The organism is Candidatus Neomarinimicrobiota bacterium (assembly GCA_021157965.1).
GTDB lineage: Bacteria > Fidelibacterota > Fidelibacteria > Fidelibacterales > Fidelibacteraceae > Fidelibacter.
In genome coordinates, this window is the sequence record JAGGVO010000004.1 from 19011 (window position 1) to 38466 (window position 19456).

The 19456-nt window shown below is 46.5% G+C and carries 25 protein-coding genes; 19 read left to right on the forward strand and 6 right to left on the reverse strand.

Going from position 1 to position 19456, the window contains the following annotated elements:
• Positions 1-44: 44 nt before the first annotated feature.
• From frr to rplM, 6 genes are read right to left on the reverse strand one after another with little or no spacing between them, the layout of a single operon-like run.
• Positions 45-608: a ribosome recycling factor gene (gene frr, locus J7K63_00275; GenBank protein MCD6233463.1), complete on the reverse strand. Its 564-nt coding sequence runs from the start codon at positions 606-608 to the stop codon at positions 45-47.
• 2 nt (positions 609-610) lie between these two features.
• On the reverse strand, positions 611-1324 hold the full coding sequence (locus tag J7K63_00280) for a UMP kinase (GenBank protein ID MCD6233464.1): 714 nt from the start codon (positions 1322-1324) through the stop codon (positions 611-613).
• 29 nt (positions 1325-1353) lie between these two features.
• The gene (gene tsf / locus J7K63_00285; GenBank protein MCD6233465.1) at positions 1354-1953 is read right to left on the reverse strand and encodes a translation elongation factor Ts; all 600 of its coding nucleotides are present in this window, start codon (positions 1951-1953) and stop codon (positions 1354-1356) included.
• 15 nt (positions 1954-1968) lie between these two features.
• A complete protein-coding gene (rpsB, locus tag J7K63_00290; protein ID MCD6233466.1) occupies positions 1969-2778 on the reverse strand; it encodes a 30S ribosomal protein S2 in 810 nt (269 codons plus the stop codon).
• Between the two features lie 18 nt (positions 2779-2796).
• Positions 2797-3189, reverse strand: a complete 393-nt coding sequence (gene rpsI / locus J7K63_00295; protein ID MCD6233467.1) for a 30S ribosomal protein S9 — start codon at positions 3187-3189, stop codon at positions 2797-2799.
• Positions 3182-3634: a 50S ribosomal protein L13 gene (gene rplM / locus J7K63_00300; protein MCD6233468.1), complete on the reverse strand. Its 453-nt coding sequence runs from the start codon at positions 3632-3634 to the stop codon at positions 3182-3184. Before rplM ends, rpsI begins: the two co-directional genes overlap by 8 nt.
• Before the next feature lie 271 nt (positions 3635-3905).
• Between rplM and J7K63_00305 the strand changes: the two genes are divergently transcribed.
• From J7K63_00305 to gatA, 19 genes are read left to right on the forward strand one after another with little or no spacing between them, the layout of a single operon-like run.
• On the forward strand, positions 3906-4781 hold the full coding sequence (locus J7K63_00305) for a YicC family protein (protein MCD6233469.1): 876 nt from the start codon (positions 3906-3908) through the stop codon (positions 4779-4781).
• Positions 4778-5347, forward strand: coding sequence for a guanylate kinase (gmk, locus tag J7K63_00310; GenBank protein MCD6233470.1), 570 nt, complete (start codon positions 4778-4780; stop codon positions 5345-5347). Before J7K63_00305 ends, gmk begins: the two co-directional genes overlap by 4 nt.
• Positions 5348-5677, forward strand: a complete 330-nt coding sequence (locus tag J7K63_00315; GenBank protein ID MCD6233471.1) for a DNA-directed RNA polymerase subunit omega — start codon at positions 5348-5350, stop codon at positions 5675-5677.
• Positions 5677-6876 (forward strand): bifunctional phosphopantothenoylcysteine decarboxylase/phosphopantothenate--cysteine ligase CoaBC, encoded by a 1200-nt coding sequence (coaBC, locus tag J7K63_00320; GenBank protein ID MCD6233472.1) that lies wholly within the window; start codon positions 5677-5679, stop codon positions 6874-6876. Before J7K63_00315 ends, coaBC begins: the two co-directional genes overlap by 1 nt.
• A 5-nt stretch (positions 6877-6881) precedes the next feature.
• Complete coding sequence (locus tag J7K63_00325) at positions 6882-7535, forward strand: uracil-DNA glycosylase (GenBank protein MCD6233473.1); 654 nt, start codon at positions 6882-6884, stop codon at positions 7533-7535.
• 1 nt (position 7536) lies between these two features.
• Positions 7537-8898, forward strand: coding sequence for a replicative DNA helicase (gene dnaB / locus J7K63_00330; GenBank protein ID MCD6233474.1), 1362 nt, complete (start codon positions 7537-7539; stop codon positions 8896-8898).
• Positions 8898-11069 carry a bifunctional (p)ppGpp synthetase/guanosine-3',5'-bis(diphosphate) 3'-pyrophosphohydrolase gene (locus J7K63_00335; GenBank protein ID MCD6233475.1) on the forward strand — a complete coding sequence of 724 codons (2172 nt, stop codon included), beginning with the start codon at positions 8898-8900 and terminating at the stop codon, positions 11067-11069. The genes dnaB and J7K63_00335 overlap by 1 nt, the downstream gene beginning before the upstream one ends.
• Positions 11070-11078: 9 nt before the next feature.
• Positions 11079-11402, forward strand: a complete 324-nt coding sequence (locus tag J7K63_00340; GenBank protein MCD6233476.1) for an integration host factor subunit beta — start codon at positions 11079-11081, stop codon at positions 11400-11402.
• The gene (gene ruvX, locus J7K63_00345; protein ID MCD6233477.1) at positions 11395-11814 is read left to right on the forward strand and encodes a Holliday junction resolvase RuvX; all 420 of its coding nucleotides are present in this window, start codon (positions 11395-11397) and stop codon (positions 11812-11814) included. Before J7K63_00340 ends, ruvX begins: the two co-directional genes overlap by 8 nt.
• Positions 11811-13337: an apolipoprotein N-acyltransferase gene (gene lnt / locus J7K63_00350; GenBank protein MCD6233478.1), complete on the forward strand. Its 1527-nt coding sequence runs from the start codon at positions 11811-11813 to the stop codon at positions 13335-13337. The genes ruvX and lnt overlap by 4 nt, the downstream gene beginning before the upstream one ends.
• Positions 13327-13704, forward strand: coding sequence for a hypothetical protein (locus J7K63_00355; protein MCD6233479.1), 378 nt, complete (start codon positions 13327-13329; stop codon positions 13702-13704). Before lnt ends, J7K63_00355 begins: the two co-directional genes overlap by 11 nt.
• Before the next feature lie 19 nt (positions 13705-13723).
• Positions 13724-14317: a hypothetical protein gene (locus J7K63_00360; GenBank protein ID MCD6233480.1), complete on the forward strand. Its 594-nt coding sequence runs from the start codon at positions 13724-13726 to the stop codon at positions 14315-14317.
• Entirely contained in the window at positions 14314-14964 is a 651-nt protein-coding gene (locus J7K63_00365; protein ID MCD6233481.1) for a hypothetical protein, read from the forward strand. Before J7K63_00360 ends, J7K63_00365 begins: the two co-directional genes overlap by 4 nt.
• Complete coding sequence (gene truA, locus J7K63_00370) at positions 14954-15724, forward strand: tRNA pseudouridine(38-40) synthase TruA (GenBank protein MCD6233482.1); 771 nt, start codon at positions 14954-14956, stop codon at positions 15722-15724. The genes J7K63_00365 and truA overlap by 11 nt, the downstream gene beginning before the upstream one ends.
• Entirely contained in the window at positions 15724-16869 is a 1146-nt protein-coding gene (locus J7K63_00375; protein ID MCD6233483.1) for a trypsin-like peptidase domain-containing protein, read from the forward strand. The genes truA and J7K63_00375 overlap by 1 nt, the downstream gene beginning before the upstream one ends.
• A gap of 34 nt (positions 16870-16903) precedes the next feature.
• The gene (locus J7K63_00380; protein ID MCD6233484.1) at positions 16904-17503 is read left to right on the forward strand and encodes a hypothetical protein; all 600 of its coding nucleotides are present in this window, start codon (positions 16904-16906) and stop codon (positions 17501-17503) included.
• Positions 17500-17769: a DUF4321 domain-containing protein gene (locus tag J7K63_00385; protein MCD6233485.1), complete on the forward strand. Its 270-nt coding sequence runs from the start codon at positions 17500-17502 to the stop codon at positions 17767-17769. Before J7K63_00380 ends, J7K63_00385 begins: the two co-directional genes overlap by 4 nt.
• Before the next feature lie 13 nt (positions 17770-17782).
• Positions 17783-18013 carry a twin-arginine translocase TatA/TatE family subunit gene (locus J7K63_00390; protein ID MCD6233486.1) on the forward strand — a complete coding sequence of 77 codons (231 nt, stop codon included), beginning with the start codon at positions 17783-17785 and terminating at the stop codon, positions 18011-18013.
• A gap of 15 nt (positions 18014-18028) precedes the next feature.
• Positions 18029-19393, forward strand: coding sequence for an Asp-tRNA(Asn)/Glu-tRNA(Gln) amidotransferase subunit GatA (gene gatA / locus J7K63_00395; GenBank protein MCD6233487.1), 1365 nt, complete (start codon positions 18029-18031; stop codon positions 19391-19393).
• Positions 19394-19456 lie beyond the last annotated feature (63 nt).

Below are 19456 nucleotides of genomic sequence, written 5' to 3' on the forward strand. Positions count from 1 at the left end.
CGGAGAATGTATGATTCAACTGATTTTGAGATGAAATGTATCGGTCAAATATGGTCTTCCAGGATTTCTTTTTCTTTCATTTCGAAAATTTGATCAATTTTAGCAATATGTTCATCTGTGATTTTCTGAATTTCATCCAGTCCGTCTGCAGCATTGTCTTTTGAAATATCGCCATCTTTTTCCATTTTCTTGATATGTTCGTTGAATTCCCGGCGGACATTCCGGATGCTGATCCGTCCTTCTTCGGCTATCTTGCTCACAACACGGGAGAGATCTTTCCGCCGTTCATCAGACATGGGGGGAATGGGGAGGCGGATAACCTGTCCGTCATTTGCAGGCGTGAGTCCAAGGGAACTGGCCAGAATCGCTTTTTCAATTATGGGAAGCATGTTCTTCTCCCAAGGTTGAATCACCAGGAGTCTTGCTTCGGGGACTGTAATATTGGCAACCTGGTTCAGGGGAGTGGGATTGCCGTAATATTCCACCTTGATTCCGTCCAGTAAGGCTGTTGAAGCCCGACCTGTCCGGATGGATGCCAGCTCATGACGAATCACTTCAACGGATTTATCCATTTTGGTTTTGCATTTCTTGTACAATGATTCCAGCATTCTTAACCTCCTAAGATTGTTCCGATTGGTTCACCCTTGATGACTCTGAGTAAATGTCCCGGTTTTTTGAAATTAAAAACAATAATAGGGATTTTATTTTCACGGCAAAGGGCGATGGCACTCAGATCCATGACTTTCAAATTCCGTTCAATAGCTTCTTCATAGCTGATAGTTGTATAATGTACGGCATCTGAATGGGTTACAGGGTCCTTGTCATAGATGCCATCTACCTTTGTTCCTTTCAACAGGGCATCTACATTCATTTCGGCAGCACGTAGAGCTGCAGCCGAATCCGTAGTAAAAAAAGGATTCCCTGTCCCTGCGGCAAAAATCAGCACCCGTCCTTTTTCCAAATGACGCAGGGCCCTCCGGCGAATGAAAGGTTCGGCAACCTGTGTAATACTGATGGCCGTCTGAACCCGGGTCGGGATACCGGATTTTTCCAGGGCGTCCTGAATCGCCAGAGCATTGATTACAGTTCCCAGCATTCCCATGTAATCGCCGGCCACCCTTTCAATATTCCGGGTGTTGGCGCCGCCTCTGAAAATATTTCCCCCGCCGATAACCAGGCAGACTTCAAGGCCTTCGTCGACAACTGTTTTGATCTCTCTGGCAAAATAGGAGACAACAGAGGGATCGATCCCTGTCCCGTTTTCACCGGCAAGGATCTCTCCACTCAACTTTAATAAAATCCGTTGGTAAGGAAGGTCTGACACAACAGACTCCTTTACTTATGTGAGATGAATTAGTTGTTTTCTCCCAAAACAAACCGTGAAAAACGGGCGATCTGAATGTTTTCACCCAGTTTGCCAATGGTCTCTTTCAGATATGTCTCAACTGTTTTTTCAGGATCTTTGAAAAAGGGCTGTTCAAGGAGGACATTTTCTTTATAGAATTTTTCCAGTTTACCTGTGACTATCTTTTCGGCGATATGTTCCGGTTTTCCCTGATTGATCACCTGTTCCTTGTAGATGGCTTTTTCCCGCTCAATCACTGCAGGGGCCACATCTTCCCGGGTAACGGCCAGGGGGGCGGAAGCGGCAATCTGCATTGCCACATTTTTTACGAAATTCTGAAATTCCGGGGTATTTGCCACAAAATCAGTCTCGCAATTGACTTCGACCAATGTCCCCAGTTTGCTGCCCTGATGAATATAGGCATGGATCAACCCCTCGTTTACGGCGCGGGAAGCTTTCTTTTCAGCTTTGGCGATTCCCTGCGCACGAAGATAATCAACAGCTTTCTCAAGGTCACCATCTGTTTTATTTAAAGCTTTTTTGCAATCCATCATTCCGGCACCGGTTTTATCCCGAAGCTCTTTTACCATTGCGGCTGTTATGGTCATATTCGCGACTCCTTTTTATTCAACTTCTTCCACATCTGCTACCGTTTCTTTTTCTACGTTAGCTTCAACAGGTTTCTGATGTCTTTTTTTTGGGGCTGTTTCAATCTTTTTTTCTGCTTTTTCTTCAGCTTTCTCTTTTTTGCTGCTTTTTCCTTCCAGGGCGGCGTCGGCCAGGCGACGGGTAATCAGCTGAATGGTCCGGATGGAATCATCATTGGCCGGGATGGGATAATCAATGACCGACGGATCGGCATTGGTATCAATCAGGGCAATAATGGGGATATCCAGTTTCCGGGCTTCTGCGACGGCAATCTTTTCATGAACCGTGTCCACAATGAAAAGAGCATCGGGAAGTTTCTTCATATCCTTGATTCCCCGGTGCAGGGATTCCAGCTTCTCCTTTTCCCGCATCAGTCCCAAAATCTCTTTTTTCGTCAGATTGGCCCATGCCTCTTCATTTTCACTGTCCCGTTGAAGCTGCATCATCCTCCGGATGGACCGCTTGATGGTGATAAAATTGGTGAGAGTCCCGCCAAGCCAGCGTTCGGTGATATAATGATTCTTGCAGCGGATGGCTTCATCTTCAATGACAGAACGGGCTTGCTTCTTGGTCCCGACAAAGAGGATCTCGCCTCCCTGGCGGGAAAGGTTGCTGACAAATTCAGCCGCTTCTTCCATAGCCTGAATGGTTTTTTTTAAATCAATTATATGAATCCCGTTCTTTTCCATGAAGATATAATCTTTCATGGCAGGATTCCATTTTGAAGCCAGGTGACCAAAATGGGCACCGGTTCCTAATAATGTTTCAATGGTAATTGTATTCATGAGATCTCCAAAAGACGGTTAACGTTTCGAGAACTGGAATGCACGGCGGGCGCCACGCAGACCGTATTTCTTCCGTTCAACACGACGCGGATCACGGGTCAGAAAACCTGCGGATTTTAATACCGGCCGTGCTTCGGGATTCACAAGTGTCAAAGCTCTGCTCAGTCCGTGACGGACCGCGCCGGCTTGTCCAGTGGGACCTCCACCCTGAACGGTGACAATGATATCATAAGCGTTCCCGAATTTGATTAACTCCAACGGCTGCCTTACAATCATCTGGGATGTTTCACGTCCGAAATACTCTTCAAGAGGCCGTTTGTTGACTGTGATTTTACCGGTACCGGGACGAAGCCGTACCCTGGCAACTGCTGATTTTCTGCGTCCAACGGCAATATATTCGTTCTTAAGCATTGTCACTCAACTCCTTTTTTAAATTCAGGGTTTCGGGCATTTGCGCCTGATGCGGGTGCTCAGGCCCGCTGTATACCTTCAGCTTCTTGATCAGCTGACGGCCCAGACGGTTGTGGGGAAGCATGCCCCTGACGGCACGGGTGATGATCTCTTCAGGATGGCTTGAACGCAACACCTTCAGAGATGTATACCGGGTACCTCCCGGATATCCTGTATGACGAAAATATTGCTTGTACGACTCCTTGTTTCCTGTTAATCGTACCTTTTCCGCATTGATGATAATGACAAAATCCCCCGTATCCATGTGGGGGGTGAATGTGGGTTTGTGTTTGCCCCTCAATATCTGGGCAACCTCACTGGATAAGCGACCCAAAACCAGATCCGTGGCATCAACAATAAACCACTTTCGTTCGATCTCTGACGGTTTTGCCGTATACGTTTTCAAATCGAATTCCTCCGTTTGTGTGACTCTCTTCACCCGGAGCCACCGTGATTGTGCTCAAAACATTTCCGGGACTGCGTTTCAAGCTTGAAAATTTAATAATGGAATAAATCATTTACCAACATCTTTTTCTTTTATTATTAGTAGCTTCGCCCGTATTATTTGACAAATTTTCCGGCAGGTCCCGGGATAAATCATTAAAAAACAAATGAATTCCGTTTCCTGGTAACGGAAAAATACTTAACTTTCTGCCCCAAAAGACGGAGACCCGGATATGCTCAGTATGACAGGTTTCGGAAAAGCAGAAGGTACCTATCACAGCATCCGGTTCACGGTGGAAGTGAAATCCGTGAACAGCCGGTATCTGGATGTCGTTACCGTGATTCCCCGAAAAGTCGCGTTCCTTGAAAATCCCATCCGGGACTATCTGACGAAAAGACTGAAACGAGGCAAAATTCTTTTTATCCTGAATCTGACGGGGGATACCGGTGAAATCAGTTACTTTCAATTGAATGAGAAACTCCTCCGAAACCTTCTGGATCTGAAAAGTATCCTCAAAGAAAAATTTGATGTGGAGGGTACACTCACCGTCACCGATATTCTCTCCCGGGAGGATGTGGTGGAACTGATGGATACAGCCGTGGAAGAAGAAGCACTGGCTAAAGCAATCCTGAATACAACCGATACGGCCATGGCCCATCTGGAAGCCATGCAAAGACAGGAAGGGGAATACCTGAAAGAACAGTTTGAACGGGACCTGCAAAGTATGTCCCGTGAAATCGATAAGATTGATTCACTCCGGCAGATCAATCTGGACCAACATGTAACTGCCATGGAGGAGCGGGTGGCAAAGCTGATGAATCAGTACACCCTGGATGAAGCCCGGATGTATCAGGAGATTGCCCTTCTCGCTGATAAACTGGATGTTTCTGAAGAGATCCAGCGTTTTAAAAGCCATTTGCTCCAATTCAAAGCATACCTGAATGAACAGGATTCCGTGGGGAAAAGGTGTAATTTTCTCCTTCAGGAAATGCATCGCGAGGTGAATACCCTGGGGAATAAGGTAGCTAATGCCGATATTTCCCAGCGGGTAGTGGAAATTAAAAACCGGATCGAAATAATTCGTGAGCAGGTTCAGAATATCCAATGAAACAAGGTGTACTCATTCTTTTTGCCGCTCACAGCGGTGCAGGCAAGACAACCATCATTCGGGAACTCTTGCGACGTCATCCTGACTGGTTTTTTTCTGTTTCGGCAACAACCCGCCGACCCCGGACAGGGGAAGTGGACGGACAAGATTATCACTTTGTGTCAAGGGATGTTTTTCAGAACATGATCCGTGAAAAGAAACTGCTCGAATTTGAAGAGGTCCACGGTGAATATTACGGTACCCCGGCAGAACCGGTTCGTCAGGCTCTGGAAGATGGGAAGGTGTGCATTTTTGACCTGGATGTCAAAGGTGCCATGAGTATTAAGAAACAATATCCGGAACAATCCCTCTCCATCTTTATTGAAGTCCCGGATGTGAATCTATTAAGGGAAAGACTCATAAACCGGAAAACCGAAACGCCGGAACAGATAGAAAAACGTCTTTCCAGGATCTCCCTGGAAACAGCGATGAAGGATGCATTTGATGAAGTCGTTATCAACGAACGGCTTGAAAAGGCAGTCCATAAAACAGAAACATTGATCAAACAGATAAAGGAAAGGTGCTAAATGTCAAAAGATGGATTCAAATACGAAGGTGACAGACCCGAAGATATCTTTGAAGCAATCATTGTTATGGCAAAACGGGCGCGTCAGATCAACCAGCGGCGAGCTGATAAATTCACACTCCGTCCCTATCAGGTATCTGAAGGGGAAGAAGAAGTTGAACAGGAAGCTTTGTACGATGATTTCGACTTCGACAGCCTGGAAAAGCCAACAACCATGGCTATGCGTCAGTATGCCGATCAGGAAATTGAATATGAATACAGTGATCCTGATGAAGGGTATGAAGATTTGGAAGACGAAACCATGTTTGATATGGATGATCATCTGATTTAATGGATGCCCTGAGAGAAAAAAGGATTCTTGTGGGAATAACGGGCGGGATCGCCGTATACAAGGCGGCATCCCTCGTCCGCAGACTCACACACGATTATGCCTGTAATGTACAGGTGGTCATGACGGAACATGCCCTGGAATTTATGACTCCTTTGACCTTCGAGACCTTTACCGACAAACCGGTTCTTACCAGTATGTGGAAATCGGGAGGAAAGGTGTCAACTCGCCATATTGATCTTGTCGCTGCTGCAGACATGCTTTTGATTGTCCCCGCCACGGCCAATATTGTGGGTAAAGCCGCTTCAGGCATTGGGGACGACTTGTTAAGTACTATGATTCTGGCGGTTGCTCCTGAAAAATGCTTTTTTGCCCTGGCGATGAATACCCGTATGTATGAGAATCCCTTTTTCCGGAAAAACCGGAAAGCGCTCCTCGATGCCGGTTACGGGATTATTGAACCGGAAACCGGTCCTCTTGCTTCCCGGACTGAAGGAGAAGGGAAAGGGCGACTGGCGGATGAAAAGGAAATTCTTGCTGAAATGAACGACTATTTTACCTTCAGGGGAATGCTGAAGGGAAAAAAGGTTTTAGTCAGCGGGGGACCTACCCGGGAATACCTGGATGATATTCGTTTCATCTCAAATCCTTCCTCAGGAAAAATGGGGATAGCCCTGGCCCGGGCTGCTGCCCTGGCCGGAGCCGAGGTGACATTGGTTCTGGGGCCGGGCAATATTGAAGCTGAAGGTCCGTATACGACAATCCGGGTGAATACGGCCGATGAAATGGCCCATGAACTGTTGTCCCGTTATGAAAAAGCTCACCTGGTGATGATGGCTGCGGCAGTGGAAGATATCCGCCCGGAAAAACAGGAAGGAAAAGTTAAAAAACAAGCTATTCCTTCGCAGATCAAGCTATCTGCCACTACTGATATCCTCCGGGAGATGGGAAAAAGAAAAACAGATCAGATTCTGGTGGGATTCAGTGTGGAAATCAAAGATGAAGAGGCAGCATCCCTCCGCAAACTGAAAGAAAAAAACCTGGATTTTATTGTAATCAATAACCCCATAAAAAAAGGCGCAGCCTTCGGACATGATACCAATGAGTGTATCATACTGGGAAAGGATGGCTTGCGTGTTGAAATACCATTAATGTCTAAACGGAAACTGGCAAAGAAAATTCTTTCATTGATTGCCGGATAATAATTATGGATCCAAAAAGTCCTCAAAAAAGAATACGTTCATACCTGACGTATGTTCGGGATGTATTCGGAGCAGAACTTTTGGTAAACAGAGATAAAAAGATGACTGAACTGGACCTGTATCGCCAATCCATTGAGCAGTGTACGAAATGTGCTTTATCCCAAACCCGGAAACATTTTGTTTTTGGGGACGGCTCTCCTGACGCGGACATTTTATTTGTTGGTGAAGCACCGGGGGCTGTGGAAGATGAAACTGGAATTCCTTTTGTCGGCCGGGCAGGTAAACTGTTGGATAAAGCCCTGCACCATATTGGTCTGGACCGGGACAGGATTTTTATCACCAATGTACTGAAGTGCCGCCCGCCGGGGAACCGGGATCCTCTTCCTGATGAGATCGCTTTATGCGAGCCGTATCTTCATCGTCAGATTGAATTGCTGAACCCCCGGGTGATTGTAGCTTTGGGACGGATTGCCGCCAGAACCCTGCTTCGGCTTCCGTCCGATACATCTCTCACATCCATGCGAAAACAATCATTCGAATACCATGGTGTTCCTCTGTGTGCCTTTTATCATCCCGCGGCAATTCTCCGGAATGCCGGCCTGGAAGGAGAGTATTTCCGTGATTTTGAGAAACTGAAAGAAATGTATTTAAAGGATTAACATGGCTCAGGAAAATGTAACACGTATCCCTCCACAGTCCATTGAATCGGAAATGGCTGTTTTGGGGGCTATGATGCTGGATGATGCCGCTGCAAACCGGGGTATTGAACTGCTCTCTGAAGATGATTTTTACCGGGAATCTCACCAGTTGATTTTTCATGCCATGGTGATTCTGTACAATGAAAGCAAACCCATTGATCAGCTTACCGTTACGGAGAAACTCTCTCAGTTGAAGCACCTGGAAAAATGCGGCGGTGCCTATTATGTTTCCAACCTGGCGGAAGCCATGCCCACGGCAGCTAATATTGATTATTATGCTTCTATTGTAAAAAACAAATCCATCCTGCGCCATATTATCTCTGTCTCGACCCGGATGGTGACCGATGCCTACAATGAAGAAGAAGAAGCGGAAGCGATTCTGGATCAGGCCCAGCAGGAAATCTATAAACTGAAATCCCAGTCTGCTCCGTCTGATTTTGTTGGCATTCATCAGATTATCCATGGCACTATCGATCATATTGAGAGTCTGAAAAATCATGATCAGGATGTAATCGGACTCCACACCGGTTTTATCGGTCTGGATAAAATGACATCCGGGTTTCAGCCGTCGGATCTGATTATCATCGCCGGCCGACCTTCCATGGGTAAAACTGCCATCAGTTTAAGCATGATGCGTCGCATGGCTGTGGATTATAAGAAAAAAGTGGGTTTTTTCTCCCTCGAGATGTCTAATGAACAGCTTGTGTTGCGTCTTTTAAGTATGCAAAGCAGTATTGACCACCAGAAACTCCGGAAGGGTCGTATTCCCAATGAAATGTGGAGCACTCTCATTGAGGCAGCGTCCAAATTACATGAATCTGAAATTTATGTGGATGATACACCCAGTCTGAGCATCATGGATATCCGCAGCCGGGCCCGACGCCTGAAAATGGAAAAGGGACTCGATATTGTGTTTGTGGATTACCTTCAGATTGCCCGGGGCATTACAAGCCGTTCCTCTACCCGGGAACAGGAAATTTCCTCCATTAGTCAGGGACTCAAGGCAATGGCCAAGGAGCTTCATATCCCCGTTATAGCTGTTGCCCAGCTGAACCGTGCCGTGGATTCCCGGTCCGGTGATCACAGACCCCACCTGTCCGATTTGCGGGAATCCGGAGCCATTGAGCAGGATGCCGATGTTGTAATGTTCGTTTACCGGGAAGAAGTCTATTCCAAAGACCCGGAACATGAAGGCAAAGCGGAACTTATCATATCCAAACAGCGTAATGGCCCGATCGGAAGAATTCCCCTCACCTTTGAAAAACATCTCACCCGTTTTGAAAATGCACCGGCTGGGGATTATGATATTGATGAGGCATTCTGATGACATGGACCCTGACAGAAGCGGACCCTGAAAATTATCCCAAGAAGTTTTTGGTGCTTCTGGATGCTGTCAGGAAATATAATGATAATATCGATAACGATATCCCCCTCCTCTGGAAAGCTTATCAATTTGCCCAAAATGCCCACATGGGACAGTTCAGGCGTTCCGGTGAACCGTACTTCGAACATGTCTACAATACAGCCCTGATTCTGACGGATCTATCTATGGATACCATTACCTTGTGTGCCGCCTTGTTGCACGATGTGGTGGAGGATACAGCCATTTCCGAGGAAATTATTGCCGAAGAATTTTCTCCCACCATTGCTTTTTTAGTGAAAGGCGTCACCAAAATCGGGGGTATCAAGTTCAACAGCGAACAGGAGCAGCAGGCTGAAAATTTCCGGAAAATGCTTCTGGGTGTGGCAGAAGATATCCGGGTGCTCATTATCAAATTTGCAGACAGGCTTCATAATATGCGCACCCTGGGATCTCTGCCCCTGGTCAAGCAACGGCGTATTGCCATTGAAACCCGCGATGTCTACGCACCTTTAGCCCACCGTTTGGGAATGTACCGCCTGAAAATGGAAATGGAAGATCTGGCCCTGAAATATCTGGAACCCCGGATTTTTAAATTCCTGGAAAAGAAAGTCAGTGCCAAACGGGAAGAACTGGAAGCCTATATCAATAATTTTACCGGACTTATCGATAAAAAACTCCGGGAAAACGGAATCGAAGCCGTCATCTTTGGACGCCTGAAGCATTTTTACTCCATCTACAACAAGATGAAAAAACAGAACAAGCCCTTTGAGGAAATTTATGATGTTCTGGCGATCCGTGTAATTGTAAACACTGTGGCGGAATGTTACGGTTCCCTGGGGTATATCCATCAGTTATTTAAACCGATCCCCGAGCGTTTCCGCGATTTTATCGCCAATGCCAAATCCAATGGGTATCAATCCGTTCATTCAACGGTTATCGGTCCGGGAGGAAAACTGATTGAAATTCAGATCCGGACCCATGAGATGCACAAAAAGGCGGAAGTGGGTATTGCGGCACACTGGAAGTACAAAGAATCCAAGGAAAATGATGACAGTCTGGATAAACATATTCAGTGGCTCAGAGATCTTGTTGACATGCTTAAATCCGATTCAGCCAATGAGTCGGATTTTATGGAAACCCTGAAGATCGACCTTTTCAAGGATGAAATTTTTGTTTTTACGCCCAAGGGGGACCTGATCAGTCTTCCCAAAGGATCCACAGCCCTTGATTTTGCCTTTGCCGTTCATACGGAAATCGGTCTGCGGTGCATCGGTGCCAAGGTCAATGCCAAAATTGTTCCTCTGAATACCGAATTGAGCAGTGGTGATCAGATAGAAATTATTACATCCGCCAACCACAGCCCAAGCTATAACTGGCTGAAATACGTCCGTACCAATAAAGCCCGTTCCCGAATCCGCAAATGGCTTCAGCGGAATGAATTTGAACAGAGTGTTAAGCTGGGTGAAGAAATCCTGGAAAAGGGACTCCGGCGGCTGAAGAAATCGGATAAGATCAAAGAGGTGAGGGAACGATATCAGGAAATGGGTTATCAAACCCTGGATCTGTTTCACCAGGCTCTGGGAAAGGGGGATCTGACACTCAGGGATGTGGTAAATACCCTGTTGGATGATTCGGGAAAACCCGGTGATAGTGAATTTACCGTGGCAAAAATCCTCCGTCCCTTTACCCGGACAACCCAGGGGGTGACCGTTCAGGGCCTGGACAATGTGATGGTCCAGTTTGCCAAATGTTGTAATCCCATCCCCGGTGATGATATTGTCGGCTTTATTACCCGGGGGCGGGGCATTACGGTCCATCGCAGCAACTGCAAAAACATTCCGAAAATTGAGTCTGAACAGGATCGGCTGATTGACGTTACCTGGGATTTGAAAAGCGGGCGAACTTTTATTGTCCGGCTCAATATCATTTGTGAAGACCGTAAGAACATGATGTATGATATTGTGGCAGTAATTCGTGAAATGAATACCAATATGTTGTCCGTAAATTTTGATGTGGAAGGTAAACTGGCCAGGGGACAGGTGGCCATAATGGTGGAAAATGTCCGTCATGCCGGACGGATTATAGCAAAGATCAAGAAAATTCCCGGGATTCTCTCGGTTGAACGTATTTAGGAAGGGATTATGACTGAAATAACGTACACAAAAAAAGACGTTGCCGTAAAATTGCAGAACCTGATGGATTTAAACCTCTATGTTGCAGAAGAGATGGTGGACGGACTTTTTTCTGTCCTCCGGGAGCTGCTGATGGACGAAACGGCGGAGAAAGTCCGCATTGAAATCAGGAATTTTGGCGTGTTTGAAGTGAAACCCACCCAGGCGAAACCCATGGCACGGAACCCGCGAACCAATGAAATTGTCCACGTACCCCCCCGAAGGAAGACCCATTTCAAACCGGGAAAAATTCTCAAAGAATATCTGAAAACCCCGTTGAATAGCCATGAGTAGAATTCTGGCCGTGGATTATGGTCATAAAAGGGTGGGACTTGCCCTTTCAGATCCGCTCAATGTTGTGGCAACCCCGCTGGATACTCTGCAGGTGGATGAGGAGGATTTGCTGTTACAGGCACTTGAAAATCTTATCGTAAAATGGGATGTAAGCCAGGTACTGGTGGGATATCCCCTGGGACTCCGGGGGGTTAAAACCCGTCAAACCCTGGAAGTGGACCGCTTTGTTGAGGCCCTGAAAAAGCGTATCTCCGTCCCCGTAACTCTATGGGATGAACGCTTTACCAGTGTCGAAGCAAAAAATATCCTCCGTCAGAAAGGGCTCAAACCTTCGGAAAACAAGGGCCTTGTTGATCAAATGTCTGCACGGATCATTTTACAGGAATATCTTGATTACGGATTGAAACGATGAAAGGCACCCTGAAAAACAAAATCCTGATTCTTGTATCAGCCCTGGCCTTGGCCATGACCTTTCCACCGGTCAATGCCTGGATCCTGGGATATTTTGCCCTGCTTCCCCTCCTGTATGTCTTTTACATGGAGCCGGAAAAAGGCTTTGCCCGGGGCTATTTTTTCGGTTTTATCTATTCATTGGTTCTGGTCCACTGGCTTGCTTTTAACAGCGGGGCTTCTGTATGGCTTGTCACCCTGTCTGCCTTGATGGCCGCCGCCTTTCTTGCTTTGAATTACGGAGTGATGGGCTGGATAACTGTCCTGTATATCCGTCGCCATGGAGGATTAGGCCTTTTTGTCTTTCCTATTGTGTGGACTGTTGTGGAATTTATCCGCTCATTTGGAGCCCTGGGCTTTCAATGGGTCCTTGTGGCGAATGGTCAAACGGCCAACCTTCCCTTTATTCAGATGGCTGATCTGGGGGGACCCTTTCTCATTTCCTTTCTTCTGGTATCTGTGAACACCCTTTTGTTCTGTCTTTTGATGAAGGTCCCGGCATACCGGGGAATCCGGCAAATTTTTTATGTCCTTTTGGGAATTTTCCTGATTGTCCCCTATACCTATGGTATTTTTCGGCTGTATCAACAGAACGAGCCTGCTAAATCCCATGTTTTTCGGCTGGTACAGCCGGATTATGATTCTCACGAAAAATGGGAAAGAGAAAGGCGGGATGAAATTTTTGATACCATGATATCCCTCAGCCGGGCACCGGGGGTGGATAGTGTGGATATCATCGTCTGGCCTGAAAGCGCCACTCCCGTCTATATCCGGACTCAGATTAAGTACCGATCCATGCTGGAAGAATTAAGCCGGGAAACAGGCTGTGTTTTGATTTCCGGGGTCCCCGACTATTTTGTCCGGAACGGCAAGGTCTATGTAACAAACAGCCTGTATGTATTTGAACCTCAACAGGGGATTAGTGGAAAATATAACAAACAAAAACTGGTTCCGTTCGGGGAGTATATCCCCCTGTCCGATGTATTTCCCCGCTTATCCCGTTTGAATCTGGGACAGGGGAATTTTACTGCCGGAAAAAACGAACCGTTGCTGAGAGTTGATTCTCTGGATGTTACCCTGGCTCCCATGATTTGCTATGAATCGGTATTTTCCCGGGAGGCCTTGATAAAAATCCGGAACGGAGGTGAATATCACATCCTGGTGACCAATGACAGCTGGTTTGGAGATTCCTGGGGACCTTATCAGCATGCCTCTCAGGCAATTTTTCGTGCCGTTGAAACCCGAAGACCCGTCATCCGCTGTGCCAATACCGGCGTTTCCATGGCCATCGACCATACGGGACGCATCCTGAAAGAACTTCCCCTGAATACCCGTGGCATCCTGGATGTCCGAATGACGGTCCCTGACATGCAAAGCCCTTATGTGAAGTCCGGAAATACTTTTGCCTTTATCCTGTGCGGAGTTCTGATGGGGGTTTTGCTCACTCCCCTGTGGCCGGTAAAAAGGAATCGCAATGACCCGTAAGATGCTTTTAGGTATGCTTTTGGCAATTTCTCTGCTTTTTGCCGCAGATGAGAAGGAGCGGGTTTACTTCCCGCCCGATACACCATATCTTGAAAAGGTCTGCAAAACATTGAATGAACAGGATTATTTGCTGGTGGAAGACTCTACGGCAGCAGACTGGAAAGGTTCTCTGATGATGACGGATTTGTCCGATTCCATCCGGTATGAAATTCTTTTGGAAAATAAATCCGGAGGTCCGGTCTTAGCCGGCGTTTTTTATCTGAAACCTGTCGCCGGAAAAATCGTTCTTAAACAGATCCGGAATTTTTCACTGTGGTTTGCAGTGACCAATCTGGTGATTCTGGGTTTGTTTTTCATCCGCTTTTAAATAAAGAAGTGAGGATTCCGTGAAAATTTTCAAAAAGTGTCTCTTTCTCTTTTTCATGTTGATGAGTATTGTCCACGCATCAGATAATAGGGCCATATTAAAAAGTCTGATCCTTCCCGGTTGGGGTGAACATAGTCTGGACGCATCCCGCAGAGGGCGGGGATTCATAATTGCTGAAGCTGCACTCTGGGTCTCCTATGCCGGTTTGTATCTGTACAGGGATGTGCAGCATGACGATATGGTTCATTATGCCGAAGCCCATTCCGGTGCGGCATCTTTTTATGGAAGTTCCCAGTATTGGGTGGATATGGGCAGTTACCTGAGTTGGGAGGATCACCGGGAAGAGATGCTTGAAAACAGGATGCCTGATAAAATCTATGATGAACAGTATGCCTGGAATTGGGAATCTTTGGATCATGCCAACACATTCAGGGATATCCGGATCCGGAAAGACAGGACAGACCACCGGATGACCTTTTTGATTGGCGGGATGATATTCAATCGTCTTGTGAGTGTGTTGGATGTTGCCTATCTGAGCCGTTCCATGGAATCCTCTTTACAAATAACCCCGGAAGAAACCTCAATCAACCTGTCCATTGTCCTGAACCCATGAAGAAACCGACAAAGTATAAAAATATGTATTCTCTTCTCTTTCTTGCCATGTTAATCGCCGTATGGTTTCCGGGAGTTATTTACCAGATGATTTTCAGTTTGATGCTCATTCCCCTGATTATTTTTGCTCCCAATCCCAGCCGAATCGGCCGTTTTCTCATATCCATGTCTCCCTTTCTTTTAATCACCCTTGGTGTTCATCTTTTTTTCCGGATCGGAGTTGGTGATTACTGGGGTGCTTTCAGGGAAAAGCAGTTGTGGTCTGTAGCCGGATATTTTACGCTCCGTAACCTGAATGTCATGGGAGTGGTGGCCCTGATGTTCAATTATAATCCCCTTTCCGATATGGATGGATTGTCCGCCAGGTTGCAAAACCGTTTGTTGAAGAGGGACGGGAAACAGCATCCTTTTTCTGCCGGACTTTTTATCGGAATGCAGTATTTTCGGGTTATTCGTGACGAGTACCGGTCACTGATCCAGGTCCACAGGATTCTGGGGATTAAAAAAGAGAAGGGCCTTCTGAAACAGGTTCGTTATTACATATCTCTTATTATTCCCCTCTTTATAGGATCTTTTGAACGTGTGGATCAATTGTCGGTGGCTTTAACCACCCGCGGGTTCGGCAGGAGCGGAGAATATGGCTCTTAAACGTTTTGCCTTTCGCACGGAATATGAAGGGACCGCCTATTGCGGGTTTCAGCTTCAACCGGATCAGCCCACCATTCAGGAGGCCATTGAAAAAGCTTTTCTTGCCCTTTATCAACTGGATATACGTATTGTTGGCAGCGGACGGACGGATTCTGGAGTCCATGCAGCAGGACAAATCTTTCATGCCGATCTGCCGGATAAAATTCCTTGCCATAAACTGGGGATGGCTTTAAACAGCTATTTGCCGGAAGATATTCGCATCATAGGGGTTTCCCGGGTGGACGATACCTTTCATGCCCGTTTTGATGCTGTTTCACGGCGATATACTTATAGGATATTCAACGGAATTACGGTTTTAAAACGCCGTTTTGCCTGGCAGATCTATCAATCTCTTGATGTATCTGCCATGAAACAGTGCCTGCCTGTCATATCCGGTGAACATGATTTTACATCCTTTTGCCTGAGTCAGACAGAAACAGAAAACAAAAAATGTGATATTCAGACTGCCGGATGGCACGTTATAGGTTCGGAACTGTTTTTCACAGTGCAGGCGAACCGGTTTCTTCATTCCATGGTCCGCTCTCTTGCCGGCACCATGGTAGAAGTGGGGAAGGGGCGATACACGGTTGAAGATTTTGAAAACATTCTGAAGAAGCATAACCATGGCTCAGGGGCTGTTACGGCCCCTGCCCGGGGATTAGTGCTTGAGGAAGTCATTTATAATCCGCAGATTACATGGCAATGGTCAGGAGTATCATAATGCTGAAAGATAAAAGGCTCATTTGTATAACCCTTATTCTGATGACTGTGATATCAGCTCCGGCGCAATTTATCGGTCCGCAAAAGTCGGACAATCTGAATCAACAGGTAACGGAAAGCCGCCGGAATGCCATCACGAATGCCATTGAAAAGTGTGTACCGGCAGTAGTCGGTATTCATGTGACGGAAATCAGGGCTCTATCGCCCGGAACAGTCCATAATGATCCGTTGTGGAATCTGCTTTTTCCCGGACAGCTTTATAAACGGGAAGTGAAAAGTATGGGAAGCGGGGTAATTATCAGTGACGACGGATACATCATTACAAATGCCCATGTGGTGGGAAAGAATGCCGTAAAGGTGATTGTCACTCTTAGTGGTGGTGCCCGTTATCCTGCAGAGGTTGTAGGTGTAGATGACTTGACCGATATTTCCCTTTTGAAAATTGAGGCTAAGGACCTTCCAAACATTGAAATTGGTGACAGTGATGACGTGATCATCGGGGAATGGGTGGTGGCTTTGGGAAATCCTTTCGGACTTTTTGATATAAGCAATCAGCCCACGGCAACCATTGGTATTGTCAGTTCGAAAAATGTCAATTTCGGAGAACAGGCCGGTGGAAGGGTCTATCAGGAAATGATCCAAACTGATGCCAGTATTAATTCGGGTAATAGCGGAGGTGCCCTTGTGAATGTCCACGGCGAGATGATCGGCATTAATACCTTTATTTTTACAGGAGGAAGTCAGGTTGGAGGATCTGTCGGTGTAGGCTTCGCCATCCCTGTAAACAGAATGAAAACCGTCGTGGATGAATTGATCCGTAGTGGATATGTAGAAAGGGGATTTGAAACCGGTCTCAGCGTGCAAACCCTGGATCAATATATAGCAGCCTATTTGAATTTACCCTTTAAACAGGGTGTCATTGTGACGGATGTCCGGAAAAACAGTTCCGCCCATAAGGCCGGCCTGAAAGTCGGAGATATTATCCGGAAAGTCAATGATATACCTATTACGAATACACGGGATATTTACCGGGTTATCAATGAAAATTACCTGAAAACCGGAGATGTGATCCATCTGGAAATCTGGCGGAATCAAAAAATAATCAACAGCGAACTTGTCCTGGCCAAGCCTTCAGGCAGAAAATAAATCAGCAGAAGTTTTCAAAAGGTAAGGTAAGCGTATGGAAAAAATCGGTATACTGAAATATCCGGGCGCCAGCGGAGATCACGACCTGTACTGGGCTGTCCGGAATTGTTGCGGTCAGAAAGCGGTGTTTCTGGAAAGCGGGAACTGGAACCCCGATGAAATCTCGGCACTCCTCATACCCGGCGGATTATATGTTCCCGGGTATTCCGATGTAAAGGACAGTCATCTGATCGCCCACGTCATAAGGAATTATAAACCGGTTTTAGCCATTGCCGAAGGATATTATTTTATTAAAGCAAGCCAGGGACTTACCGCGGATCTCATTCCTCTCAAGGACAAAAAAAGGCCTTCGGCCGGCTCTTCCATTATTACCGATAATACTAATTTCTGGCTTACCCGGTATGATATAAATGAAGAGGTGAGCTGGCCTGAATCCTATAGATTTCATTCATTTTCCCGGGATGATACCATAAATTCCATCGTGGTTTCCAAAGCAGACGAGCGGATTTTGGGAGTAGGATTCAAGAAATATCCGGTTGCAGCTTTTCTTTTGCATCCTGAAAGGGTTGTTGATGAGGTTATCGGTGATATTTCCGGAGCAAACTTATTCAATGTGTTGAGGACAGATCAATGAAACAAAAATTTTCGGTTGGAAAAGCATTGGGAATTATCTTGTTGGGTGCCATCATCGGCGGTATACTTGGTGAATTGTTCGGAATGATTCTGCCCGAGAGTGTGGTAAGGGAATTCCTTTTGAAGAAATATGCTTTTGGTTTTACAAATCCCCTGACCATTGATCTGAGTATCATTGAATTCAGTTTTTCTCTCATACTTCGGATGAATGTGGTGAGTCTTTTGGGGATTGTATTTGGGTTTTATATCTTAAAATATACACGATGAAAGTGAGGTTACAATGAATTTCGGTCCATGGGAACTCATTATTATCCTGGTGATCATTCTATTGATTTTCGGTCCGAAAAAACTCCCTGAATTGGCCAAAGGACTTGGAAAGGGCCTTCGGGAGTTTAAAAAAGCGGCACATGACGTAAAGGACGAACTGGAAAATGTCGGGGATGATGAAGAGGAGAATAAGGCGGAAAAGTCCGCTGGACAGGACAGTCGTAAAGAAGAGAAAAAGGGTTAAGAAAACCGGGGATTTATGAAACGTTCAGCAGAGGATCACATTTACGAATTGGTTGAGGCGGTAAGCCAGTCCGACAATCCCATATTTGTCACCGTGGATAAAGCGTGGCTTCGGAAACATCTTGAAGAACAGGCGGCTATTCAGGGCCCGTTATCAGGGAAAATCATTGCAGTCAAAGACAACATCAATGTGCATGGTTTGCCAACTACATGTGCAAGCAGGATTTTAAAGACATTCCGTTCCCCTTATGATGCCACGGTGATTGAAAAAATCCGGGCTGCCGGAGGAGTCATTTTTGGTAAGACAAACATGGATGAATTTGCTATGGGGTCTTCCAATGAGTATTCCGCCGAAGGAGCCGTAAAAAATCCTGTTGACGAAACACGTGTTCCGGGAGGCTCCAGTGGCGGCTCGGCTGCTGCAGTGGCATCAGGGCTCGTAGATTATGCTCTGGGATCGGATACAGGGGGATCAATCCGCCAGCCGGCGGCGTTTACGGGCACGGTGGGACTCAAACCCACATACGGTCGGGTATCCCGTTATGGTCTCACGGCCTTTGCATCCTCCTTTGACCAGATCGGTCCCATTACCCGGACAGTCCGACAGTCTGCGGAACTCCTGGAAGTTATTGCGGGGAAAGATCCCCGGGATTCCACATCTGCCGACGTTCCTGTCGGGAATTATGTTCGTGCATTGGATGAGGGAGTGAACGGACTGACTCTGGGCATTCCCTGGCATTTGCTTGAAAAAGGAGTGAATCCGGATGTGATGGATTCCTTTCGGGATGCGGTGGAAACTCTGGAAAAAGCCGGAGTCATGTTTCGGGAAATTGAATTGAAATATGCCGATTATGCCATTGCCGTCTATTATATCCTGGCAACGGCCGAGGCATCCAGTAATCTGGCCCGGTTTGACGGAATTCGGTATGGCGTGAATCAGAAGACAGGCACCGATGACCTTTTTTCCTGTTATGCCGAAAACCGCTCAAAGGGATTCGGTTCGGAAGTTAAACGGCGGATTATGCTGGGAACCTACGTTCTTTCATCCGGCTATTATGAGGCTTATTATGCCCGGGGACAGAAGGTCCGTACTTTAATCGCCCGGGAATTTGCCACGCTGCTGAATGATTTGGACGGAATCATGCTCCCCACAACACCGACAACGGCTTTTAAACTGGGTGAGAATATCAACGATCCACTCAGAATGTATTTAAGCGATATATTTACTGTTTCTGTAAATATTGCCGGTCTGCCTGCTCTGAGTGTTCCCGGAAAGCCTGGAAAAGGGGGACTGCCTGTAGGATGTCAGATAATTGGCAGAGCCTATGATGAAGGAACTATTTTGCGTTTAGGTCATACGATTGAAATGTCCCGGAATTGACCGGAACAGTGAATCAATCCTCACCTGAGGATTTGTATGGTGGATAATAACGATTCAAGGAAA

Bases quoted from the DNA above. Each gene is read 5' to 3' on its own strand.
- frr (MCD6233463.1), bottom strand. From the start codon at position 608: ATGCTGGAATCATTGTACAAGAAATGCAAAACCAAAATGGATAAATCC.
- tsf (MCD6233465.1), bottom strand. From the start codon at position 1,953: ATGACCATAACAGCCGCAATGGTAAAAGAGCTTCGGGATAAAACCGGT.
- rpsB (MCD6233466.1), bottom strand. From the start codon at position 2,778: ATGAATACAATTACCATTGAAACATTATTAGGAACCGGTGCCCATTTT.
- rpsI (MCD6233467.1), bottom strand. From the start codon at position 3,189: ATGCTTAAGAACGAATATATTGCCGTTGGACGCAGAAAATCAGCAGTT.
- J7K63_00305 (MCD6233469.1), top strand. From the start codon at position 3,906: ATGCTCAGTATGACAGGTTTCGGAAAAGCAGAAGGTACCTATCACAGC.
- gmk (MCD6233470.1), top strand. From the start codon at position 4,778: ATGAAACAAGGTGTACTCATTCTTTTTGCCGCTCACAGCGGTGCAGGC.
- J7K63_00315 (MCD6233471.1), top strand. From the start codon at position 5,348: ATGTCAAAAGATGGATTCAAATACGAAGGTGACAGACCCGAAGATATC.
- coaBC (MCD6233472.1), top strand. From the start codon at position 5,677: ATGGATGCCCTGAGAGAAAAAAGGATTCTTGTGGGAATAACGGGCGGG.
- J7K63_00325 (MCD6233473.1), top strand. From the start codon at position 6,882: ATGGATCCAAAAAGTCCTCAAAAAAGAATACGTTCATACCTGACGTAT.
- dnaB (MCD6233474.1), top strand. From the start codon at position 7,537: ATGGCTCAGGAAAATGTAACACGTATCCCTCCACAGTCCATTGAATCG.
- J7K63_00335 (MCD6233475.1), top strand. From the start codon at position 8,898: ATGACATGGACCCTGACAGAAGCGGACCCTGAAAATTATCCCAAGAAG.
- J7K63_00340 (MCD6233476.1), top strand. From the start codon at position 11,079: ATGACTGAAATAACGTACACAAAAAAAGACGTTGCCGTAAAATTGCAG.
- ruvX (MCD6233477.1), top strand. From the start codon at position 11,395: ATGAGTAGAATTCTGGCCGTGGATTATGGTCATAAAAGGGTGGGACTT.
- lnt (MCD6233478.1), top strand. From the start codon at position 11,811: ATGAAAGGCACCCTGAAAAACAAAATCCTGATTCTTGTATCAGCCCTG.
- J7K63_00355 (MCD6233479.1), top strand. From the start codon at position 13,327: ATGACCCGTAAGATGCTTTTAGGTATGCTTTTGGCAATTTCTCTGCTT.
- J7K63_00365 (MCD6233481.1), top strand. From the start codon at position 14,314: ATGAAGAAACCGACAAAGTATAAAAATATGTATTCTCTTCTCTTTCTT.
- truA (MCD6233482.1), top strand. From the start codon at position 14,954: ATGGCTCTTAAACGTTTTGCCTTTCGCACGGAATATGAAGGGACCGCC.
- J7K63_00375 (MCD6233483.1), top strand. From the start codon at position 15,724: ATGCTGAAAGATAAAAGGCTCATTTGTATAACCCTTATTCTGATGACT.
- J7K63_00380 (MCD6233484.1), top strand. From the start codon at position 16,904: ATGGAAAAAATCGGTATACTGAAATATCCGGGCGCCAGCGGAGATCAC.
- J7K63_00385 (MCD6233485.1), top strand. From the start codon at position 17,500: ATGAAACAAAAATTTTCGGTTGGAAAAGCATTGGGAATTATCTTGTTG.
- J7K63_00390 (MCD6233486.1), top strand. From the start codon at position 17,783: ATGAATTTCGGTCCATGGGAACTCATTATTATCCTGGTGATCATTCTA.
- gatA (MCD6233487.1), top strand. From the start codon at position 18,029: ATGAAACGTTCAGCAGAGGATCACATTTACGAATTGGTTGAGGCGGTA.